This window comes from Streptomyces sp. NPDC102402, from assembly GCF_044765765.1.
Lineage (GTDB): Bacteria > Actinomycetota > Actinomycetes > Streptomycetales > Streptomycetaceae > Streptomyces.
In genome coordinates this window covers 95,929-118,393 of sequence record NZ_JBIWKR010000006.1, presented here as the reverse complement: position 1 = coordinate 118,393, position 22,465 = coordinate 95,929, and the positions used below count along the sequence as shown (strand labels likewise).

Sequence of the window (22,465 nt, the reverse complement as noted above, 5' to 3'; positions counted from 1 at the left end):
GGTGAGCCGGCTCGGGCCCGGCAGGGAGCCGGCCTGGACCGGCGCCCAGCCCCGGCCAGGGCCGCGGTGACCCTCCACCGGGCCGGATCCGGATGGCCAGGGTGGCGCCGGTGGCCGGCGCGTCCAGGTCGACGTGGTCCGGCATCGGCAGATCGAGGCCGGGGATGTCCACACCTGTGCCCGGCTGTGTCGCCGGGCCCGCACCGTCAGCCGCTCCGGCTGCCAGGGGCGGGAGGAGCCCATCGCTGCCGCAGGCCCAGCCCGGGACGGAGGGCGTCGGCCAGCTCCGCCGCGATCCCGGCGCCGGTCCCTCCGCCGCCCAGCAGGCGGTCGGCGACACGGCGCACCGCGTCGCGGAAGGCGTCACCCGCGTAACGGGAGTCGGCGAGCACCGCGTGCGGCTCCGCCGGCAGCACCAGGGCGACGGCGGCGCTCCAGGCCCGGGTGGTGTCGGCCTCGCCCGTGCCGCCGGGTGCCGCGTCCGCGAAGTCGGCGTGGGCCCCCGCCCACAGCCGCCGTGCCACCTGGGCGGCGGCCGTGTCCACCGTCTCCGACCACACGTCGGGGCGTGTCATCCGCACACGGAGCAGGTCAAGCGGCGACAACTCGCCCGCGGGCAGCCGGCCGTCACCCCGCAGCGACATCTCGGTCCGCTGTCCCTGGGAGAGCGTGATGCCCACGGCTCTCAGTTCCTCCGTGCCGACCGTTTCGCCCTCGGCGGGTTCCGGCGGGGCGGGCGGCAGGTCACCTTCGGTGAGCTGTCCCGCGATCCAGCGGCGCAGGCCCGCGTCCCTCGGCACGGCCGGGGGCGCCTGGCCCAGGCCGGAACCGTCGCCTCGTGCCGCGCCCAGCGCCTCCGGGGCGACGCCCAGGGTCCACAGCCGGTGCTCGGCGGCCTCCAGGCGTTCGCGTGCCTCGTCGACCCCGGCCCAGGCCACGGCTGAGGCAGATGCGCTCGTCGTCGCGTCGCCCAAGCCGTGCCGCTCTGCGGCCACGGCTTGGGCGACGGCCGCGCCCAGCGCCTTCAACTGCCGGGCGTGCGCGTGCCACGCCTCGGCGAGTTCCGCGGTCTGGTTCGCGGCCTCGGTCCCGCGGGCGGCCCCCGGACGGGGGGCTGCGGGTACACCGGGCGGGTTCGGCCCCTGCGGCGCCGGGTGGCCCCGCCCGGCGGTGACGGGCCGGTCGCGGACCGGACCCGGACGGTGCGGGAGCGCTGCGCCGGTGTCCGTTCCGCCGGCCCGCGTGCCGGTGTCCGTGGGGGGCCCGGGGGTCGGCTCGTCGAGCAGGGCACGGGCGTGCTCATCGGGGAAGAGCCCCTCCCGCGCGACGTTCTCGCGCAGCTCCTGCTCGGTGAGGGGATGGATGTTCCAGTACCGGCCCCAGTTGTCCGCGTAGTCCAGGGCCGGGTCGTGGCCGGGCACGTCGTCCAGGGCCAGCTGGGCACCGCGCATCACCTCGTGGGCGGTGTGATGGCCCACCGTCAGCGAGATGGCCAGCATCCCCGCACGGATCAGGCCGAGGTCCAGGTCCAGGCCCCACTGCTCCCGCATCCGGGCGGCGTGCACCATGAAGCGGTACGTGGACCCGGCGGTTCCGGTTGCCACGAGGCCGCCCGAGTCCTCGGAGACGCCCTGGAAACCGGCGTCCAGCGGAATGTCGTACACCGCTGTCGCGGGCATCCAGGTCAGTCCGGCCTCGTTGACCGCGAACCGGCGCTCCGCCTCGCTCAACGGGGGCCGTGCGGTGTCCGGATGCGCCGGGGTCACCACCGAACGCTGGAGCTCCGCGACCGCGGCCTCCTTCTCGGCCACGGTCCTGTCCGACGCCGAGATCTCCAGGGCTCGCCGCATGAACTCGGCGTAGACCTCGCGCTGCCGCCTGCTCGGCCGCTCCTCGGCGATCACCGGGTGCTGTTCCTCGGCGCCGCCGAGCATCTCCGGTACGAGGTCGCTGGAGATGCCCTCGTACAGGAACGCCACGAGCTCCCGCAGGTTCCCGCTCCTCAGCACGCGCTGAAGCGCCTCGCGGGACGTGCCGACGACACCCGCCTTGGCCTTGCTGGTGTCGCCGAACGTCGCCAGCGCGCGCGGGTGCTCCCGGCGTGCCGCGGCCCAGGCGGCGGTCGCCATCCTGCGGAACTCCGCGACCACCGGGCCGTGTTCGGCGAGGTACTCGCCCAGCCGCTCGTCGAAGGCGACCGACTCCTCGGCGTAGCGGATGCGCGCCAGGACCCACGGGGGCGCGTCGCTGTTACGGCGTTCGGGGCTCGGCCGCGCGGACCTGCCCGGCGGCCGGGACCCGGCGCGCCCGGCGGTGGTCACGGACTCCGGGGTCGCGGGCCGGGTGACGGCGGGTTCGCCGGTGGTCGTGGCGGGTTCGCCGGTGGTCGTGGCGGGCTCGCCGGTCGTCGTCCCGGAATCGGTCGTGGGCCGCGTGGCGGCGGGCTCCTCTGCCGGGGCGGCTTCCCCGGCCGGTGTGGTGCGGCCGGACGGCGTCGGCGTGACCAGCCGGTGGTCGTCGACATCGATCGTCACCACGCGTCCCTGGGCGGGTCCGGTGGCACTGCGCACCCGCTTCGCGGACTTGGTGAGGCCGAAGTCCCGCACCCCGACCCGTGGTCCGTCCGCGCCGGCCTGGAAGGTGCCCAGCGCCCCGGCCAGTTTCCCCGCGAGCGCCGCGGTGACGGCGTCGGCCCTCGCCCGGCCGCTGGCCTGGGAACGGTTGCCGTGCCCGGTGACGGTGACCGATGGCATCGGCAGGCCGTGAGCCCGGTTCCACAGCCCCGCGCGCGCCAGCGCCTGCGCCAGGCCGTCGAGTGTGCTGTCCGCGTCGGCGGGGATGTCGTGCCGCCGCTCCTCGAAGTGGATCGTCCGCTGGTGCGCGCGCGGCGTGTGGCCGTGCAGCACCACCGTCGTCAGCGGGTTGGCCACGGCGGGCGGGTCCTCCGTCAGCAGAGCCGCGTTGGTCTCGTGCGCCGACTCGCCCGGGCGCTTGCTGTACGCCCGGAGGAACCACAGGTCCTTGCTCTCGATCACCGGCGCGGCGGCCCGGATCAGCTCCTTGGCGCGGGTGCGCGCGCCGGCCGCCTCCCTGAGGGCCAGCGCGTGCTCGGGCCGGTCCTCGTCGAAGTACCAGGGCAGTTGTTCCGCCTGGTGGACGTCGGCGAGAGCCCTGGCCACGGCCGCGAAGCCCTCCGAGCGGGAGATCTCCGTCTCGTCCGCACCGCCGCGCCGCAGTTCGGCCAGGCGCCGCTCGGTCCGGGCGGCCAGCGCGGTGAGTTCGTCCTCGTGGTAGCGGTCGAGGTTCTCGTCGATGACGTCGTCGAGGAGCTCGGCCGGGAGCTCGGCCCGGGAGTGGGTCTCGTTCTCCAGCGTGATCTGGTGGGTGCCGTCCTCGCCCTCCAGCACCACCTGCGCGAAGTGGTAGGGGGCGTGCGGGCCCACCCGGTCGCCGGGCTTCGCGTGGTTGTGCGTGAACAGCTGCGCGCCGCCCGGGTTCGTGGTGCTGACGGACTGGACCAGGTAGCCCTCGCCGACTCCCGCCCAGGCGTACTCGTTGACGCCGATGCGCCGCGCGGCCGTGGCCAGCCGGGTGCGCGCCGGGTTGTCCTGCGGCTCGTGGCTCAGGGCACTGCCGTAGCGCTCACCCGGCGTGGGGGCGCCCACCACGCCTCCGGTGAAGCGGTTGTCCTGGCCGGTCCGGCGTGCGGCCCACCGGGGGGTCACCTCGGCGGCGGAGCCCATGCCTTCGGCGACCTCCGCCAGCGCCTGGGCGAGGTGGTGGGTGCCGGTGACCTCCCGGCCGTGCATCCCGTTCACCGGGGCGGTGACGACGCCCGTGGGGCCGCGGAAGGCGATGTGGGACAAGGGCGCGGAGCTCTGGCCGGCCACCATCCGGGCGAAGTCCCGGGTGAAGGCGTGTTCCGGACCGCCGGAGCCTGTCAGGAACTCCGGCTCGACCCGGAAGAGCGGCTCACCGTAGGAACCGTCCTCCCTGGGCAGCAGCACACCCACCGACTCGTCGGCCCTCAGCCGCACACCGGCCCCGGCCGCGGACAGCCGCGCCGACGAGCGCGCGATCGCCGCTCGGGTGGCGTACGCCTGCTGACCGTCGCCGGTCGCGAGGGTGGCCAGCGTCCGGTCCTCGGAGATGCGCAGGGGCGGCCGGTCGGCCATGAGGACGTCGCCGTGGTCCTGCCGGGGCATCACCAGGGCGTGGGTGCCGTCCCCGGCCCCGACCTCCCCGACGGTCCGGGGCAGCGGCCCGGTGAACAGGACACCGGTGCCCCGCCGGTCGACGACCCCGTAGTCGCGCGTCGTCAGCGGCCGGGGGCGGCGCGCGTCGATCCGGCGCTCCAGGACCGCCTGGTCGGCCAGGCGGTCGAACTCTGCGTCCCCGTCGCTGCTCGACCGGTCGTCGTCGCTGTCCGGGTCCGACAGGCTGTCGGTGTCGCGGGCTCCGGGCAGGCCGCCGTCCTCGGACGGTTCCGTGGACGCCCAGCCCGCGCCCGTGTCGCCGGCGTCGAGGTCGAGCATGAGGTGGCGGGTCCCTGCGGTCGGGTGCGTGGCCACGCCGACCGGCGCCTCGGGGTACCAGACGCGGCGGCCCGTCGTCCCCGCGACGAGGGACGCGACGGTCGCGGCGTACTCCGGCGGCAGCGCCAGGACGATGTCCGCGCCGCGGGGCCGCCGGGAGTCGTACGAGATGAGCCGGGCCAGTTCCTCGGGGCTGTCCACCCGGAAGGTCCGTCCCGGTACGGCGACGTCGACGCCGTGGCCGGCCGCCTCGGCCACCACCAGGTACGGGTTCTGCCAGGGGGCGTTCCGCCGGATGACCCGGCCCCGGCCCCGCACGGCGTAGGTCTCCGTCTCGGGGGCGGGCCTCCCCGGTCCGGTGAAGTCGCGCCCGAGGGGGTTGCCTTCGCCGTCCTGCAGTTGCGTCGCCGCGTCGAGGGCGCCCCGTCCGGTCTCGATCTGCCGGTCGATGAAGTACAGGGCGAGGTCGTCGGTGCTCGCGAGGTCGTCAGAGGAGGCGTCGAGTGCCAGCGAACCGAGCAGGTGGACGTCTCCGGCGGCCGGCCTCGCCCCGTCGGCCATGTGCAGGACCTGCCGGGTGACGCGGACGAGGCCGTCGCGCAGCTGCTGCTGTGTCGGGCGGGGACCGGCCTCCTCCGCGACGAGTCCGTACAGCGCCTCGGAGGTCTCCTGGAGCCGGTCGCGCGGAACACTCCCGAGGAAGGGGCCGAACAGGGTGTTCAACCAGCCCTGGCCGGCCCGGACCGGGGGTTGCGCCCCGTCGTCGGAGTCCGTGTCGGAGTCCGACTCGTCGGACGCCTCCGCCACGGTGGGCAGGGCGTCCCCGGGAGGCAGCCCGGGCGGCACGGCTCCGTCCGGACCGGTCTGCGGGGAGGCCGTGGGGAGCGACACCGGGTCGACCCACACCGGCTGCCGGAGCTCCGGCGTGGCGCCCGTCCTGGCGTCGGGCCAGCTGGTCCCCTCCGGTGGGGCGTGCGGCGTGATCTCGCCGGCCACCGCGGCCCACAGCTGGAGGTGGCGCGGTCGCAGACCGCTCTGCGCGAGGCCGTCGGGGGCCTGCTCGCGGAACGGGCCGAGCAGGCTGCCGGGCGTGTGCAACCGGTCCGGGTTGCTCGCGTCACGCGCCTCGTCGCGCAGGAACAGCTGGTGTGCCAGCTCGTGCGCGAACTCCACCGGGTCGGCGTCGGCCCACCACGCCCGCTGGTTCATCCGCTGGTCCCGGCCCACCAGGTCGACCGTCAGGTGGGGTTCGTCGCCGGGCTCCACCCGCTCCACGGTGACGTGCAGCCGGTCGCCGTCGGGCAGCCGGTGCCCCGGACCGTTGTAGAACTCCTCGACGCCCTGGAGCACCCGCGCCATGACGGCGTCCGTGTCGGCCTGCCCGTCGCCGTCACGGAGGGCGAGCCGCACGGTCAGATCGGTGAAGGTCTCTCCTCCGTGGGTGAACCTCCTTACGTCGAAGGCGGATCGGACGACGGTGCGCGGCCGGTCGTCGAGGCGGGCGCGGAGCGCTCCGGACGGCCGCGTGGTGACGGGAACCGTGGCGCCGGGGCGCTCCGGGCCGGCGGGGGGCGTGTCACCGAAGCCTGCTTCACGCAACGGGATGCGCAGGGCCGTGTCGCCCTCGCCCTCCGGCACCAGGTACAGCGCCGAGGAGTCCGCCACGACCCGGTGGGGCGTGGCCTCCTGGTCGAGGTCGGCCATCGCGGGCGCGAGAGTGTCCATGTTGGCGATGCGGCCGATCCAGCCGCTGTCGCCGCGCAGGATCGTGCCCGCCGCGGCGTGGACGAAGTCGTGGCCGAAGCGCGTCCACCCGTCCGGCGGGATCTCCTGACCGTCGGGGAGTCTGATGTGCCCGGTGTCGGCGACCTCGTAGGAGAAGGGCTCCGAGCGGGACTCCGCCGAACGGGTCCAGGTGAACCACTCGTCCGGACGCGGTCCCGTGGTGGCCGGCGCGCCGTCCTCGGCGCGGACCGGGGCCTTGCCCTTCGCGGTGCCGGTGTCCGGGGACGGTTCGCTCGCGGGTGTGGCGGTGGCCGCGCGTACGTCGTCCGCGGACACGGCGGAGGCCGGGTCGACGCCGAAGCGGGGCCTCATGACGGTGACCTCGCGGCCGATCGGCCAGTGCTCGGCCATCGGGTCGACACCGTCGTCGCGCGACCCTCCGGGCAGGCCCCCCTGCCGGGACCGGCCGCCAGGCCCCCGGGTGGCGACGTGCCGGGGCCCGCCCCGGTGGTCGTCGACGGTGAGGGTCACGGTGGAGGCCGCCGAGTCGCCCGCGGACGTCCCCCGGTCGCGCACCGAGACCGGTTCGACGGAGAACCGGTCGGCGGTGAGGTGCGGCTCGGGTGTGCCGTCCTGGAGTTCCGCGAGTGCTGTGGAGAGGTCCTGCCGGAACGAGGCCGCGACCGCCTCGGCACGCACCTTCGCGAGGTCCCTGCCGGCGAGACGGCCGCCGCGCCGGCCGGTGACCCGGACGTCCGGCAGCGGCAGACCGTTGGTCTCGTTCCACAGGGCGGCCCTGGCGACCACCTTGGCCAGGTACCGGAGGGAGTGCCCGGCGCTCTGGGGCGTCTGCTGGACACCCTTCTCGAAGACGATGGGAACGGGCAGTGCCTGCTGGCCCCGGAGCACGACGGCGGTGAGCGGATTGGCCTCGGCCGAGGGGTTGTCGCCCAGCAGTTCGGCGTTGGTGTCGTGGGCGGACTCGCCCGGACGCTGCGCGTACATCCGCATGTACCACTGGTGCTTGCCCGCGATGACGGGTTCGAGCTGTCCGACCCGCAGTGCGGCGGCGCGGGTGGCGCCCTCCAGCGTCTTCTCGGCAGCGGCACGCTCCGGTGAACCGGCGGGCGCCGCGTGCATCTCCGTCTGGGCCTGCTTCGCCCGGACCAGGGCGAGGGTCAGGTCGAGGTAGCCGCGCAGCTCCGCGAGCGGCTTGTCCGCGCCCTCGTCCGGCTGCTTCTCGATCTCCTGGCGCAGCCGCGACGCGATCTCCCGGAGATCGCCCAGGTCGTGGTTGCGCAGGTTCGCCTGGACCGCCCTGCGGTGCCGGTGGTTGCGCTGGGAGGCGCGGGCGTGGTTCTCCAGGGAGATCTGGTGGCTGCCGTCCTCGCTGGCCAGGACCACGGTGACGAAGTGGTAGCCGAAGTGCGCACCGCCGGAACCCGCCTGCGGTTTGGCGTGGTTGTGCTCCAGGCTCGGCTGGCCCTGTTCGCCGGGGGCCGCGACGGACTGCACGACGTAGCCCTCGCCGATGTCGGCCCAGGCATGCTCGTTGACCCCGATCCGGCCCGCGGCGTCCGACAGGGCGTCGCGGCGCGGGTCGTCCTCCTCTGCCAGGCTCAGCGCGCTGCCGTAGGCGCGGCCCGGCAGTGGACCGCCGTCGCCGCCGGTGGGGCGGTCGTCCTGCCGGACGAGCGTCGCCGCCCACTCCGGATCCGCCGTGGCCGGGGGTGTGTCACCGTCCGCGAGGTGGCCCAGGGCGGCGGCGAGGTGGTGGGTACCGGTGACCTCGGCCCCGTCGGACGCGTTGACCGGCGCGGTGATCACCGGGCCGGCGCCTGGGGTGCGGAAGACCATGTGCGAGGTGCGGGAGGTGTCGGCGAGCATGTCGGCGAAGTCCCGGCAGATTTCTTCGGTGGACTGTCCGGAGCGGGTCAGGAAGACGGGGGTCACCAGGAACAGCTGCCTGCTGCCGCCGCCGGGGGTGGGCAGGATGACACTCAGTTCCGTGTCGGTCCGCAGCCGCACCGAGGTCCCCGCTCGCGCCAGCTTGACCGACGCGCGGGCGACGGCCTCCTCCGTCGCGAAGATCTGCTGCCCGTAAGCGCCGTCCTCGACGGCGAGCGTGCGGTCCGAGGAGATCCGCAGGGCGGGCCGCTCCGAGACCAGGGTCTCGTGGTGTTCCTGCACGGACAGGAGGAGTTCGGGTGCGTCGTCGGTGCCCGTCAGGGCGTGCGGGGTCTGCCAGCTCCCCCGGATCCCGCCGGGCCTGCGGAAGATCACGTTCGAGTCGCCGCCGTTCACCACGCCGTACTCCGTCGTGGTCAGCGGCTCGGCCCGGCGTGCGTCGATCCCCTCCCGGCGCTCGGGGCCGCCGTACATGCCGACGATGTCCGAGACGTCCGAGTCACTGTCGGCCTCCTCCCCCGGCAGGACGGAGGTCCACACCGCGCCGACGTCGTCACCGTCGCCGAGGGGGCCCAGCGTGATGCGGTCGGTGCCGGTGCGCCAGTCCGTCGACGGGCGGGGGGCGTGCTCGGAGTACCAGACCCGGGCGCCGGTCAGGTCGGCGACGTGCCGCGCCAGGGACGCGATGTCGCCGTGGGGCACGACCAGCGCGATGTCGGTGCCGGGGGGCCGTGCCGGGTCCCGGGCGATGATCCTGGCGAACTCCGCGGGATCGTCGAGCGTCAACGTGCCGCGTGGCGTTTTCAGTTGGACCGAATCCGCATCCGCCTGGGCGAGGACGGTGTAGGCAGCCGGCCACGGGGCGGGCCACGTGCTCAGCCGGCCGTCCGCACCCTCCACCGCGTACGAGTCCAGGGGCGGCACCTCGGCTCCGGTGCCGGTCCAGTTCCGCCCGGGGCCGTGCTCGGGGACGAGCCGGGTTCCCCGGACCAGGGCGCCGTCATGGCTCCTCAGGTAGGCGGAGAGGGATTCCTCGTCGGCCAGTTGGGCCGGGGCGGCGCTGAGGGCGAGCGACCCGAGGAGCAGCAGCTGCCGCTCGCTCACCTCGGCGTCCGGGGCGAGGCCCAGCACCCGCCTGGCCAGGCCGTGCAGGGGATCGCCTTCGGCCACGGAGGAGGGCGGGGAGTGCCTCTCGGCGAGCTCCCGCAGCGACAGGGCCGTGCCGACCAGCATCTCGGGCGGATAGTCGTCGCGGGACGCGGATCCGAAGAGGAGTCCGAGCCATACCTCGTGCGTGGCGTCGTCCGGGGTGCCGTCCTCACCGTCGGAGTCGCTTGTGTCGTCGGTGAACCGGAACTGGGCAAGCGCCCCGGAGTCGGAGTCGTCGGTGAAGCGGAAACGCGCGAGCGCGTCGGCCTCGGCGCCGGAGAGCGTGCTCAGCTCGTACGCCTCCTCCTCGCCCGGGAGCCCGGGGACGTCCCTCCCGGCCGGGGACCCGGGTGAGGGGGGCAGCGGCACGGTGGCCGGGTCCGGGGGCGGCGGGGAACTCCGGTCGGTGCTCATCGTGTCCGGCGCGGGCGCCGGGGTGCGGGTGATCAGGGGGACGATGTCTCCCCCACGGCGGCGGAGCAGGACGGAGGGGCTGTCCGCGGAAGGTCCGGAGTAGGTGTGGGTGGTGCCGTTCTCCTCGACCAGGGTGACGGTGGTGCCGGTGGCGGCCGCCGCCCACTCGGCGAAGGCCCGGTCCGCCTCCGGCCCCCAGGGGGCGGTGGCGAGGTGACGGCGCAGGTGGCCGTCCCGGGCCTCGGCGCTCGGATCCGGCCCGCCCGAGCGGGAGTTCATGGGAGGCGGCGCGAAGAGCGAGTCACGGTCGCCGGGCTCACCCGGCAGTCCGTTCAGGCGCATCAGCTGGGCGGGCGGCACCCCTGCGCGCATGCGCAGCCGCGCCGCGTCGTGGCGGTCCGTCCCGGGATGTGCCGCCGCCAGGTGCAGGGCGGTGGAGAGCGCGCCGAAGAATCCGTTGCCGCGCCCGGAGGGTGCGCCCTGCGCGTAGGTGGCGCCGTCGGGGGCGGTGAGGACGCCGTCCCTGTCGAGGCGGAAGCGCGCGCCGGTGCTGTCGGCGGGCGGCAGCCAGGGTGCGGTGGTGTGGCTGCGGTGCGCGGTCGGCTGCACGGACGCCGGGCGTGCGGTCTCCGGGGTGCCCTCGGACACCGGGGCCGGCAGCGGCGTGGCGACCGGAGCCGCGGCTCCCTGCGGCAGGGCCGCGTGGAAGAAACCGCCCTCGGCGAAGAGGACCGGGTCGGTGACCGGATCGACGGTGGCCGGGTCGGTGCCGTGCGGGAGGAAGAGCTGGTCACGGCCCTCGCCGGTGACCACGGTGAGCGGGGTTCCGAGGACCCGGGCGGCCAGTGCGGGCAGCAGGTCGGCGCCGCCGTGGTCGCCCGCGCGGCGCCCCGGCGGGGCGGGTTCGCCGTCCGCGCCGTCCTGGCGCGGTTCGCTCGCGAACGGACGGGAGAGGGCGGCCCCGGCCAGTGCCACCCGTTGTGCGGGGGTCGGCCAGAGCGTCACCGGGAGGCGTCCGAACGCGTCGAACTCGGCCTGTTGAGGGACCGTCAGATCGATTCCCGCGGCGTCGAGTTCGGCTTGGGTGAAGGTGTCCGCGGTGTCCAGGGCCAGGGCGTCGAGCAGGTCCTCGTTCCCGTCCTGTCCCAGCGCCCAGGCCAGGCGGTCGCGTGCGGTGCCGATGGCCTCGGCCGTGACCGCCTGGTCTCCCGGGTCGGCGGCGAACCGGTCGGCCAGGCCGGTCCCGAGCAGGTGGGGCAGCCTGCCCCGGTCCTGGGCGGCGGCGAGCAGTGCGTGGAAGAACGAGGCACCGTCGTGCGGCATGTCGTGGACCTCGCGCACCGTGGCGCGGTCCGGCGAGGTGAGGGTGCGCGGGGCGGAGCCGGTGCCGCCGGTGATCGTGTACGGCTCGGGTGCCTCGGAGCGCCAGCCTGGCGCCGTGTACTCCTGCGGGAGGTCCTTCACCGGGACCGAGGCCGAGCCCTGGTGGTGGGCGGTGAGGCGGGAGGCGGCGAGGTGCAGCCGGTGGTGGTCGGCGGCGGCGGCGTCGGTGCGCTCCTCCCACCGGCGTACCTCGTCGCGGGCGGACTGCCAGGCGGTGACGGCCGGGGACGGCGTCACCGCGGCGCCGGAACCGGCGGCGCCCAGGGCGGTCCGTTCGTCGTCGGTCAGGTTGAGCCATGTCTCCCTGGCCCGCGCCCGGGCGTCGTAGTAGCCCTTCTCGGCCGTGGCCAGGTCGCCGGCCGCCTTGGCCTGGTCGTCCCAGGCCGTGAGGACCTCCCCGGTGAACGTGGAGTCCTCCAGGAGGCCGTGGTCGCGCGCGATGTCCTCGCGCAGCCAGACCAGCGCCGTCGTCTCGGCCTCGGCCGCGCGCGGCCCCCGCTCGGCCTTGCCGAGCGCGTACATGGTCCGGCTGTCGGTGACCCGGTGGTGCACGTCGGCCACCGCCAGCCAGCTCACCGGGATCGCGAAGAGCATGCTGCGGTCGGTGACGACCTTGGTGTGGGTGCCGAGGGTGGTGTCCGCGGTGCCCTTGAGCGTGGTGCCGTCGTTCGTACCGCCGATCGGGACCGTGGCGCCGGGGTTGGTGACACCCGCGTTGCTGTTGCCGGCCAGCGGTGCGGTGCCCACCGCACCCTCGACGTTGTCGGTGATGCCGGCGTCCAGCGCGTCGGAGGTCTTCGCCCGCTGCATGGCCTCCATGCGCGGCTTGTTCTCGACGGCGAGCAGCCGGGCCCCGCTCCGGTGCATCCTCGCGTAGAGGCGTGAGTCGGCGGTGTGGGACTGGCCGAAGAGGTGGGTGGAGGCCTGGGTGGGCAGCGACGTGCCGCTCGCTCCGAGTGCCTCGCGGAAGCCGGACGTCAGACCGACCTGTGCGGTGGCCTCCTGCTGGGCCTGCCCGGGGGCGGTGCCGAGGCCGGTGAGCGGGGTGTGGCGGGCCATGCGCACCCGGCCTTCGAGGACCGTGCCCGTGTGCCGCTGCCCGAGGTCGGTGTCGCCGAGGCCGTCGGCGCGTGCGGTGGCCAGGGTCAGGGCGTCGTGCACGTTGGCGGCGCCCCGGATGTCCACCGCGAGGATGCCGGAGCCGACGACGTCGTCGAAGGGCAGCACGTCCGGATCGGCGCCGGTGGTGCGGCTCCCGCCGGAGGTGCGCCAGGCGGCGATGCCTTCCGGGCGTGCCTGGTCGGCGGTCAGCATCCGCACCGCGCGCTCGGGCCCTTGGACGTCCTGTTCGGTGAGCGCTCCGTCGGTGCCGTCGCCGTCAGGGGTGAGCAGGCTCGCCGGAAGGATCTCGTGGAGGCTGCCGACGGGTACGGCGGAGACGCCGGGGGCGAGCGGACCACCGGTCGCGTCCGTCATGGTGACCGTCAGGGTGTAGCTGGTGACGATCTCGGCGTGGGCCTGGGTGGTGGCGATGTTCGGCATCGCTGTGGTGCCGGAGGTCTGCGTCCGGGTGCTCGACCGCTGTTTCGCGGCGGTGCCCTGGAGCGACGGGTTGGCGACGAGGATGCCACTGTCCGCCGCCCGCTCGCCCGCGCTGAGCGTCACGTCGGCGCCGCGGTCCTGGGAGGTGCCGCCGGCGGTGTCACGGGCGGTGGTGCGGTAGTCCTCCAGCTCGTAGCCGGTGCGCAGCCTGTCCACGGTGGTGGTGACCGGGGTCAGCTTGAACGTCATCTGTCCCGGGCTGCCGCCCACCGGCAGGTGGAACGGGCTCGTCCAGCTCCGGTAACGGACCGGCAGGGTCATCCCGTCGGTGGTCAGCTCGTGCAGATGAGCGGCGAGGAAGTCCGGGGAGAGCCGCTGGAGGACCTGCTCACGGTCGTGGGAGGGCACTCCGGCCTTCTCCAGCCGGCTCATCAGCTGTTGCGCGGCAGGCCCGGCGTCGAGTTGACCGCTGGGGTGGGTGGGGAACCGGCGGCCGCGCAGGAAGGGCGGCACCCGGTATCCCCCGCCGAGGTTGTGCGGGGTGGTGGTGGCCAGGCCGTCGGGGGCGAGCCCGGCCTCGATGACGTCCTGCATGGGGAGGTGGAACATCACAGCGTCCCGGATGCGCTGGAGTGCTGCGGCGGCGCGGCGCGGGGCGGTGCTGTTGCCGAGGTTCTCGGAGAGCCGTCCGGCCAGGGAGCTGATGCGAGCCCCGGAGCGGGTGCCCACCGCGCCCATCGCCGCCGTCCAGCGGTCCCGTACCGCGACGGTCTCGGCGGTGTCGGCGACCACCAGGTACATCCGCCCGGCGTAGGTGAGGGTGGTGTTGCGTCCCCTGGTGAGGGTCTGCGCGACGCTGCGTCCCTTGCCCCAGGCGTACTGCAGGGCGGTCGAGTAGGAGCCGACGACGGCGGGCTGTCCGGGGGCCTGTTGCAGAGGCATGTCGGCGCCCTGGAGGCCGAGGGTGGTGCGCGAGACGGTGCTCGCGCTGCCGTTCACCCGGTGTTCGTTGCCGACGGTGGCCTCGAGACTGGCCGGTTTGGGATCACTCCTGACCCGGAAGTTGCTCAGCTCGCCGCGGATCGCTGCCTTCAGGTAGTGCGTACGGAAGGGGCCGGCGCCGTTGAGACCGGTGACGCGGGAGCCGAACGGGCCGAGGTACTGGCCGAGTTGGCCGGCGATGTTGAGGTTCGCCATCGCCCGGCGCAGCGCGGTGCGCACGGGAGCGCCGGGTGCGCTGACGTGCCAGGAGGTGCCCGACGCCCGGTCGGCGGTGTCCTGGGTGAGCCGTTGGCGCTGTGGGCCGCCCTCGGTGCTGAGCACCACGTGCGGGGCGCTCAGCAGCTTGCCGGTGAGCTGCCGGTCGGACGAGTCCGTCCTCGGCAGCGGGCGTACACCGTCGAGGAGTTGGTCCGCCTCGGTGGAGGAGAGCTGCTGCGGTGCGGGGGGCGTAGCCGTCGGTGCCTGTCCCGCCGCCGGCGGGTCCGCGGGGGCGTGGTGCTCGGAACCGTGGGCGGCCGGCACGGCGAGCTCGACCCGGCCGACCGTCTCGTTCCCCCGGGTGAACAGGGGCCGTTCCTCGACCTTGCTGACGAAGACGCCCGCGCCCAGCAGGCCGATCGAGGCGAGCCGTGCCCAGCCACGCGGACGTCGGTGGCCCTCGAAGGAGGCGTTCAGCTCCACCCGGTAGCTGTAGAGGTCGGCACCGTTCTGGAACATCAGGTGGTCGTGGGTGACCGCGACCGTGTTCCTGGTGGCCTTCTGGTCGGTCCGGGCATGGCGTGCCCCGACTGCCACGCTGCCGGTCTGACGGGGCAGTCCCGCCTCGGGGACCTTGTCGTGGTCACGCGGCGAGATGCCCAGCTCCACACCGCCGGAGAGGGTGACGGCGGCCTGCTGTCCCTGTCCGGAGACCTCGGTGCCGATCACCGCGTTCCGCAGGGAGCGCTCGCTCATGGTGGTCTCGAACCGCCGGTCGGTGAGGCGTGCCCCGAGGATGAGCGTGTGGTGACCGCGGCGTACCTTGCCGTCCTCGGTGAGGGTGACCGGCACCCCGGTGGTCGTCAGGTCGTCCAGGCTCTGTGCCAGGCTGGGCCGGTTGAGGGCCTCGCGGACCTGACGGTCGTTGTGCAGCGCGGTCCTCATACGCCCGTCGCCGTACCAGAACTTGGCCAGCCGCGGGTGCCGCAGCATGAACGGCGGGACGAACAGCGACGGGTACGACTGGTGCAGCGTGTCCAGGACGGTGTCGGCGAACGCCCGCATGGGGTCCTGCGGGGCGGACTGCGCGGTCTGCGGCTGGATCGGGGCGGGTGCCCCGTCCACGGCCGGCGGCTGCGGCTGCGGCTGCGGCTGCGGCTGCGGCTGCGGACGGTCGGGGAGGAAGCCCTCGGCGCGTACCTGGCCGCTCAGGTGGACCGGGTCCTCGCGGGTGAGGTACCACGGCACCGGCGGCTCGACGTCCGGGTCGGGGCCCGTGCGCCCCGGGGTGCGGCTGTCCCAGCCCGCCAGGCGGCGCGCGTCCTGGGTGGAGATCCAGTCCAGGCTGACGACCCGGACGGGGCGGGCAGCCGACGGGAGCTCGCCCGGCTTGCGCACCATCAGCGTGCGCTCCACCCGGTAGAGCGCGACCGGGTGGTTACGGACACGCCCGGTGGTCTTCCTGGCCGCGTCGGCACCGAGGAAGTGGCCACGTCCGGTGGACACGTCCACACGGACCAGCGGGCCGCCCTGGAGCCGTACGTCGGTGTCCACGCCGGTGAGCGTGTAGTTGGGACCGGCGGTGACCTGGAGGCCCAGCCGGGTGTCACGGACGTGACCGCGCTCGTTCTGGTACGTGGTCTGGGTGAGGTCGCGCAGCTCCGTCCTGACGGACTCGGCGACGAGGGTGGCCCGGTGCGGCACCGACCGCTCCACGATCAGGTGGCCCAGCGGGTGTTGCCCGCTGCCCCTGGTCAGCTCGGGTCCGGTGACCGGGCCCGCGAACCGGCCGAACAAGGCGAGGAGCCGCCCCGGCCGGACGTACGAGACCAGGGTGCGGTGTGCCGAACTCCCGGGACGTGCTCCCGAGACGGCGAGGGCGATGTCCTCCGGCGGGTCCACCAGGTGCAGCCCCGTGGTGTCGGCCATCCGCGGCTCGGCGCCCTCCGGGAAGGTGAGCGTCTCGGGTGCCCGGCGGGGCCCCTTGGAGGGCACGGTGAGGTCGTCGGGGATCCGCCAGCTGAGCCCGTCACGCATCGCGAACTCGGCGGCGTGCACCTGCGTGCGCTGCCAGTTCGGTCTCCGCGGGGGCGGGGCGGTCCGTCCCGGGGTGCCGTCGGACCGGGTGTCCGGCCCTGGAGCCGTCGGCGCCTCGGTGACGCGGTTCACCCGAACCCGGTAGTGGACGTCGTCCAGGTGCAGGTGTGAGCCCTCCCAGTTGCGCCACTCCGACTGGTTGTACGCCTGGGTGCCCTGCGCATAGTCGGTCCTGCGGGTCCAGCCCAGTGAGAAGCCAAGCTTCAGCAGCCAGTTGAGCGGCGGGCCCATGCTCAGCCCGCCTGCGATCCGCCGGCCGAAGCCGACGCTGCGCCCGCCGCCGGTGCCCGCCTGGCCGCGTCGCATGGTGTCCAGCCTGACGGTGGCACCGCCCACGTCGGAGAAGCGTTCCCACCGGTGGTAGGGGATGGCCTCGACTGTCATCTCGTGGCCGACCCCGGACTTCTCACGGCCGACGAAGCGCGCCCCGCGCGGGGCGGTGAAGGCGCCGGGCTGATCGGTCAGCAGCCGCAGCAGCTCCGCCTCGTCGAACTGGGCGCGGAGCTTCGCCGGCAGCTTGCCCAGGACCTCCTCCGCCACCTGCTCGGGCGAGCGGAGGGTGGTCTTCCCGATGCCGGTGAAGAGTCCCGTCCGGTCGCTCCGCCCGGTCCCGTCGGTCAGGCCGCCCGGTGTCCCGTCGGCCGGGTCGGCCTCCGGGCTGATCAGGATCCTGGGCAGCCGGCTGCCGTCCTCGAAGGTGACGGTTTCCGGCGGCGGACCCGGGGGCCGGGCGTCCAGACCTGTCAGCAGGCGCGCCGGACGATGCCGTTCGAGCTGGGTCTCCAGCGGCACCGGGTCGCCCCGGTCCGGAGTCCCGGCGTCGGGGGTGTCGAGGTCGGTGATCCCGCCCATGCTGCGCAGCCACTCCCCGAGAGGGCCGGAACCTGGCGGGTCCTGGTCGGCAGCCGTGGCGTCCGGGTCCTGCGTGGTGCCGGGATCCGGTAGGGGCTTCGGGTCCTGCGTGGTGCCGGGGTCCGGTACGGGCTTCGGGTCCTGCGTGGTGCCGGGGTCCGGTACGGGCGTGAGCGGGGCCGACGCCGGGACCAGCGCGTCGAAGTGGTCCGTGCCGTTGTAGGCCAGGTGCAGGACGCCGCCCTGGCCCCCCGGGTTGAGCGTGTTGACGAAGGTGCCGCCCGGCGATCGCGGGTCGGGCTGCACGAGCCGCAGGTCGAGGTCGAGTGTCTGCGCCAGCGCCTCCGGCAGCAGGTCGGCGAAGGGCGAGGCCCAGAGCGCGGGGAGTTCGGCCGACGAGGCGACGAGCTCCCTTGTGCCGAGCCGCCTGGCGTCGGCCGGGGTGGGCGCCAGGTCGGCGAGGTGCGGGTAGTCGCCGTCCCGCAGGATCCGCTGCCAGGCGGCGGCGTCGCCCTCGGTGACGACGGCCTGGGCGGTCCGGTTCCACTGCCGGGTGATGCGGTCCAGTTCTGCCGGGTCCCGCACTCCCGCGACGGCGCGCATCCGCAGGTCGTCCACGACGGCGAACACCGGGTCGGGGATCGCCACGGCCACGGCGTCGCCCAGTTCGGTCCGGGTGATCCGGTCCCGCAGCAGCCGGCGCAGTCCGGCTACGTTCCGCGCGGCCCACGCAGGCGGAACGTCCTGGCCGCGGGCGCTGTCGAGCAGCGACCGGAAGAGGCAGTTCCCGCCACCCGGCGTGTCCAGCCGGCGGAAGGCCGATCCGTCGGCGTGCACGGTGTCCGCCGCACCGGGCGTGGGCCTGCTCAGGAGGTCCATGTCCTCGGCGAGGCTCTCCGGGCCGCTGGGTGGGAGCGTCAGATCGGGCCTGCGGCGGGCGAGTTCGGCGGTGTCTTCGGGGCTCAGCGCCAGCTCCGACAGCGGAAGGGGGCTGTCGGAGAGCGACCAGGTGATCTGGGCGGTGGGCGCGTAGGCCAGACCGCGCACGTCCTCCGGCGACACCAGGGTGCCCGGCGGGAGCGTGGGCGGCGGCGGGGGGAGCAGCGCGTCGAGCGTGGTGCCGGGCCCGGCGGTGGTACGCAACTCGGCCGCGGCACGCAGGAAATCGGCGTACTGCTCAGGCGTGGGGCCGGCCGCCGGATCGCCCGTGGCCGCACCGATGGCATCTTGACGGGCCGTCACCATCCGGCGGAGCAGGTCCGGGGTCATGCGGCCGTCTCCGTAGCGGGCCGCGGTGTCCGGAGCGCGCCAGCGCAGGCCGTCCACGAAGGCGAGACCTGCGAGGAGTTCGCGGTTCTCCGGGCGCTGCTCGGCGTCCGGGCCGAGGATCTCGCGCAGGGTGCGGACCTGTTGGAGGGTACGGGTCAGGGCGAAGGCGTCGGCCGGCTCCGGTCCCGCGTGGAGGCCCGCGTCGCGTGCCAGGCCGTCCAGGTCGGCACCGCTGGGCTCCGGGGTGAAGACGCGCCACCGTCCCGGCCCGTCGGCGCCCTCGGTGAGCACCGCGCGGACGTTGCCGTCGCCGTCCCTGGCCGTGCCGGCCTCGGTGGTCGGCGCGTGGACCGTGCGCCCGGTCCGGTTCGCCACGTGCTGGGCCACCGGCAGTCCCGCGACCTCGGGCTGCCGTCCGGTCTCGCAGGAGAACAGCACCAGCGGCCGGTCCTGCCGGCCGTCCTGGGCCCAGGACTTGAGCACCTCGCCGAGTTGTACACCGCTGACCTTCACGACGGGGCGCGCCGCGTCCTGGGTGCCGAGCGAGACGGTGCGGGAGGTGCCGTGCCCGGCGAAGTAGTCGGCGCCGTGCTCCGTTCCCGAGCCGGGGAGCGCGGTCGGCGGGCCGGTGAACACCGTACGGGGGGCGGGCGGGGCCCCGGTGGGGCCGGGGGCCCGGGAGGTGGTCCGCACACCACGGAAGGTGTCCTGCCCGAGCAGCGCACGGCGCCCCTCGGCGTGCGCCGTGCCGTCCTCCGCGGGGCTCTGGGAGATGGTCAGGGTCTGTACGGCACGACCGGGCCGGGGCCTCGCCCCGGTGTCGGGAATCAGGCGTCGAAGCTGCGCGACGGGCACGGTGTGGCCGTCCAGCGTGGTGACGGACGGCTCACTCGGCGGACGTGACGGACCGTTGCCGCCGTCCTCGGTGGATCCGCTGCCGGCGGGGCGTACGACGATCCGGGCCGACGGAGGCGGAGCCGGCGAAAGGGCCGTCGGCAGGAGCGACTCGGGGCGGGTGTCCGGCATCGGGAGCGGCGGCGGTGTTCCGTCGCCGCTCGACCCTCGTCCGGGGCCGGAACCCGTACCCGGCCCGTCGGTGCCCCGGCCATCGGTGTCGCTCCTGCCCGACTCCAGGTACAGGTCCGTGGCCGTCCCGGTCCAGGGGCGGGACGGAGTGGCGAGTTCGTCCGGGGCGGGTGCGGTGATGACGGTGGACTCCGGGGCCGCCGTGGTACCGCGTACGGGGGCCGGCTTCTCCGGGGCCGCCGTCGCGGGCGTGGCCGAGGACGTGACGGCCGGAGCTGTGCCTTCGGTCGTCAGGCCGCTCTCGGTGCTGGGACGGGGCATCGGGCCGAGGGCGTCGGCGAGCGGCAGGAGCACGTCGGCGCCGGGGAACGCGGTGTCCGTGCTGCCGTCCGTCGTCGCGGCGGGCACCGGTCCGGCGAGCGGGCGGACCCGGACCGGTGCACCGGGCCCCTCCCGGGTCAGCTCCACCGCAGCGCGTACGGGGCGTCCCCCGCCCTCCGACGCGACCGCCGGCCCGAGCACGACGGCCCGGTCGGTGCCGGCGCCGTCCAGCAGCGCGACCGCCTCGGACGATCCCTCCCCCGGTGGCGGCGCCTCCGACACCACGATCGTCAGCGGCGTGGCCTGGGCGGGCCCAAGGCCTGCGGCAGGAGCGGGCCCGGTCTTCACGTCGGCTGTGCCGCCTGCGTCGCGCACGTCTCCGGTGTCGGGGGACGAACCGATGGTGCTGATCCGCGTCGGAGCGGTGTCAGTGTCGTCCGCGGCCTGGTCGGTGGCGACGGGGCCGGGCGGAGGGGTGGCCACCGGCGCGGAATCCGATGTGCCCGCGTGCGTTGTCGGGTTCGCGGCATCCGAAGCGGCGTCCATGGCATCTGGGGACGGCGCGGCCTGCGGGGAGGGCCCGGTCTGCGGGGAGCCGTCCGCCGGGGCGGCTCCATCCGGAGTGCGGGTGCCCTGTTGCGGCGGGGCGGAGGGGGGCGTAGACCCTGCCGGGACGCTGCCCGGCCGGGCTCCGCTGCCCGTCCCGGCGGCGGGGTTGGAGGCGGCGGGTCCGCCCGTGGGGACGGGGGTGCCCGCTTCCTGGACCGTCGGCGCGGCCACCGGGCCGTTCTGCGGGGCCGACTCGTGCGACTCGTGGGGGGCGCTCGGGAGCTCGCCCTCCGCCTGCTCCGGGGACGTCACGACCGGGTTCTCCGGGGACGTCACGACCGGGTTCTCCGGGGACGTCACGGCCGGGTTCTCCGGAGACGTCACCGCCGGGTTCTCCGGAGACGTCACCGCCGAATCCGCAGGGGGCGTAACGGCCGTGCCCTCGGGCGGTGCGACCTCCGGGTCACCGGCCCCCGTCGCGGCCGGGTTCTCCGGCACGTCCACGTCCGCGTCCACGCCCGCGCTCTCCGGCGACGTATCGGGGACGGTGCCCTGCGGGTCGCCCCCGGTGGGGCCTTCGGCGGCCCCCTCCGCGACCGGGGCGACGCTGTCGGCCTGCGTCCCGGCGGCGACGGTGAGCGGGGGGCCCGTCGTGACCGGGGCGTCGAAGCCACCGAGGGCACGGCGGACCTCGTCGGCGTCGATCTGCACGGCAGGGCTGTTGCCGGCGGGCACCACCCGCACCTCCGGCACCTGCGACAAGCCGCCCTGCAGACCGTCACGGATGCCTATCTCCGTTCCGCCCGGCGCCGAGGAGCCGCCGCGCAGCGCGGCGAGGTCGTTCAGCGCCTGCTCACGGACCTCGGCGGATCCGTTGTGGACCTGCTGCCACAGTTCGTTCTCGGCGGCGGTCACAGGCAGCGTGCCCGGGGTGTACAGCGGCGGGGCCGCGGTCGCGTACGGCGGCTGGTTCTCCGGGGCGTAGGGCGGCGGGGACTGACTGCCGGTGACGTCGGTTCCCTGTCCGGTGGTCTGCTGGACGACCGGCGGGGACGAGGCGGGCGCCGGTCCGTCGCCGCCCGCGGTGTTCCTGTCCGAGGAACCGTCGGCGCGGTCGGAGTCCGCGCCGGAACGCGCGGATCCGTCGGTACCGGTGCCGCCGACTCCACCGGAGACGGTGGGCGGCTGGTTGCGCAGGTTGTCGATGGCGTGGCGCAGTTCGGCGCCGCTGTTCACGGCGGTGTCGCTCAGCGTGCTCTCGACCTGGCTGCTGATGCCGGCGCCGACGAACGTGGACCAACTGGTCGACCAGTCGCCGTCGAAGGCGCCCTTGATCAGGATCTCCGCGAGCGCCTCGCCGGCGCCGGCGGCCAGGAAATCGGTCGTCCCCTTCAGTCCGTAGTGCGCGGCCAGCGCGCCGGGCCGGTCGAGGTTGTTGAGGAGGGTCGGGTTGTTCCGCCACAGGTTCAGGTTGTTCCGGAACGAGAGCGGATCGTTGCGGAAGGTGACCGGTGGGTTACCCGAAGGGCCGGGGCCGCCCCCGTACGGCGTGGGGCCGGGACGGTCGGTGGGCGTCGGGGTCGGGGTGGGCGTCGGGGTGGGGGTGGGCGTAGGGCTCGGCTTCGGGCCCGGGGTGGGATCCGGCTTCGGAGTCGGCGTGGGGGCCGGCCCGTTGTGCTTGAAGTCGGGGCCCGGCGTGTTCGGCGGACCGGGGTTGTTCTTGAAGCCGAGGTCCGGGCCGTTCTTGAGGAAGTTGTTGTCGAAGCTGTTGACAATGTTCTTCGCAAAGCTGTCGAAGAGACTGGTGAGGCCGCCCGCCGCCGCGCCGAACGCAGCGGCCTTGAGGATGTCGTTCCAGTCGAAGCCGTCGGGACGGCGGCCGTCGGGGGCGAAGTTCATCATCGCCAGCCGGACCGCGAAGGTGGTGAACGCTTCGGCGAACGCCTCGGTCAGGGAGGGCGCCAGGTGCAGCCGCTGGAGCAGGTGGCTCATCGTGGTGAGGATGAAGAACCGGCTGCGCAGCTTGGCCAGCATGATCTGGCTGGCCGAGGCCCCGCCGGTGAAGAAGGACAACGCCAGGTAGATGGCGATCTCGATGAGCAGGCGGATGATCTCGGCGATGACCTGCCACTTCGACTCCATGATGTCCATGGAGGTCTTGCGTCGCCCTTCGGCGATCTTGTCGAGCTGGTCGGCGAAGTCCTTCAGGTAGTTCTTGCCGCCGTCGTCGACGAGCATGCCCATCGCGTTCGCGTACGACTTGGACAGGTCGTCCGGCATGGACTCGCCGATGTCATGGATCGACTTGTCGATCAGCGAGGACAGCCGCTCCAGCTTGCGGCCCAGACCTGAGTAGGGCACTCGGCTGTCGAAGGCCAGGTCCTCGTCGGCGTCGATGAGCTTCTCCCCGGTGAGGATGAAGATCATCGTGTTGATCTCGGGCGATACGTGGATGCTCATCGCTGTCCGCCCCGGAGCCCGCTCGGGCAGGACGG

At 74.6% G+C, this 22,465-nt stretch carries 1 protein-coding gene; it reads right to left on the bottom strand.

The window, feature by feature from the left end; genetic code table 11:
* Nucleotides 1-206: 206 nt before the first annotated feature.
* Nucleotides 207-22,430 (bottom strand): hypothetical protein, encoded by a 22,224-nt coding sequence (locus ACIRJR_RS19820; protein ID WP_403782182.1) that lies wholly within the window; start codon nucleotides 22,428-22,430, stop codon nucleotides 207-209.
* Nucleotides 22,431-22,465 lie beyond the last annotated feature (35 nt).

Bases quoted from the DNA above. Each gene is read 5' to 3' on its own strand.
- ACIRJR_RS19820 (WP_403782182.1), bottom strand. From the start codon at position 22,430: ATGAGCATCCACGTATCGCCCGAGATCAACACGATGATCTTCATCCTC.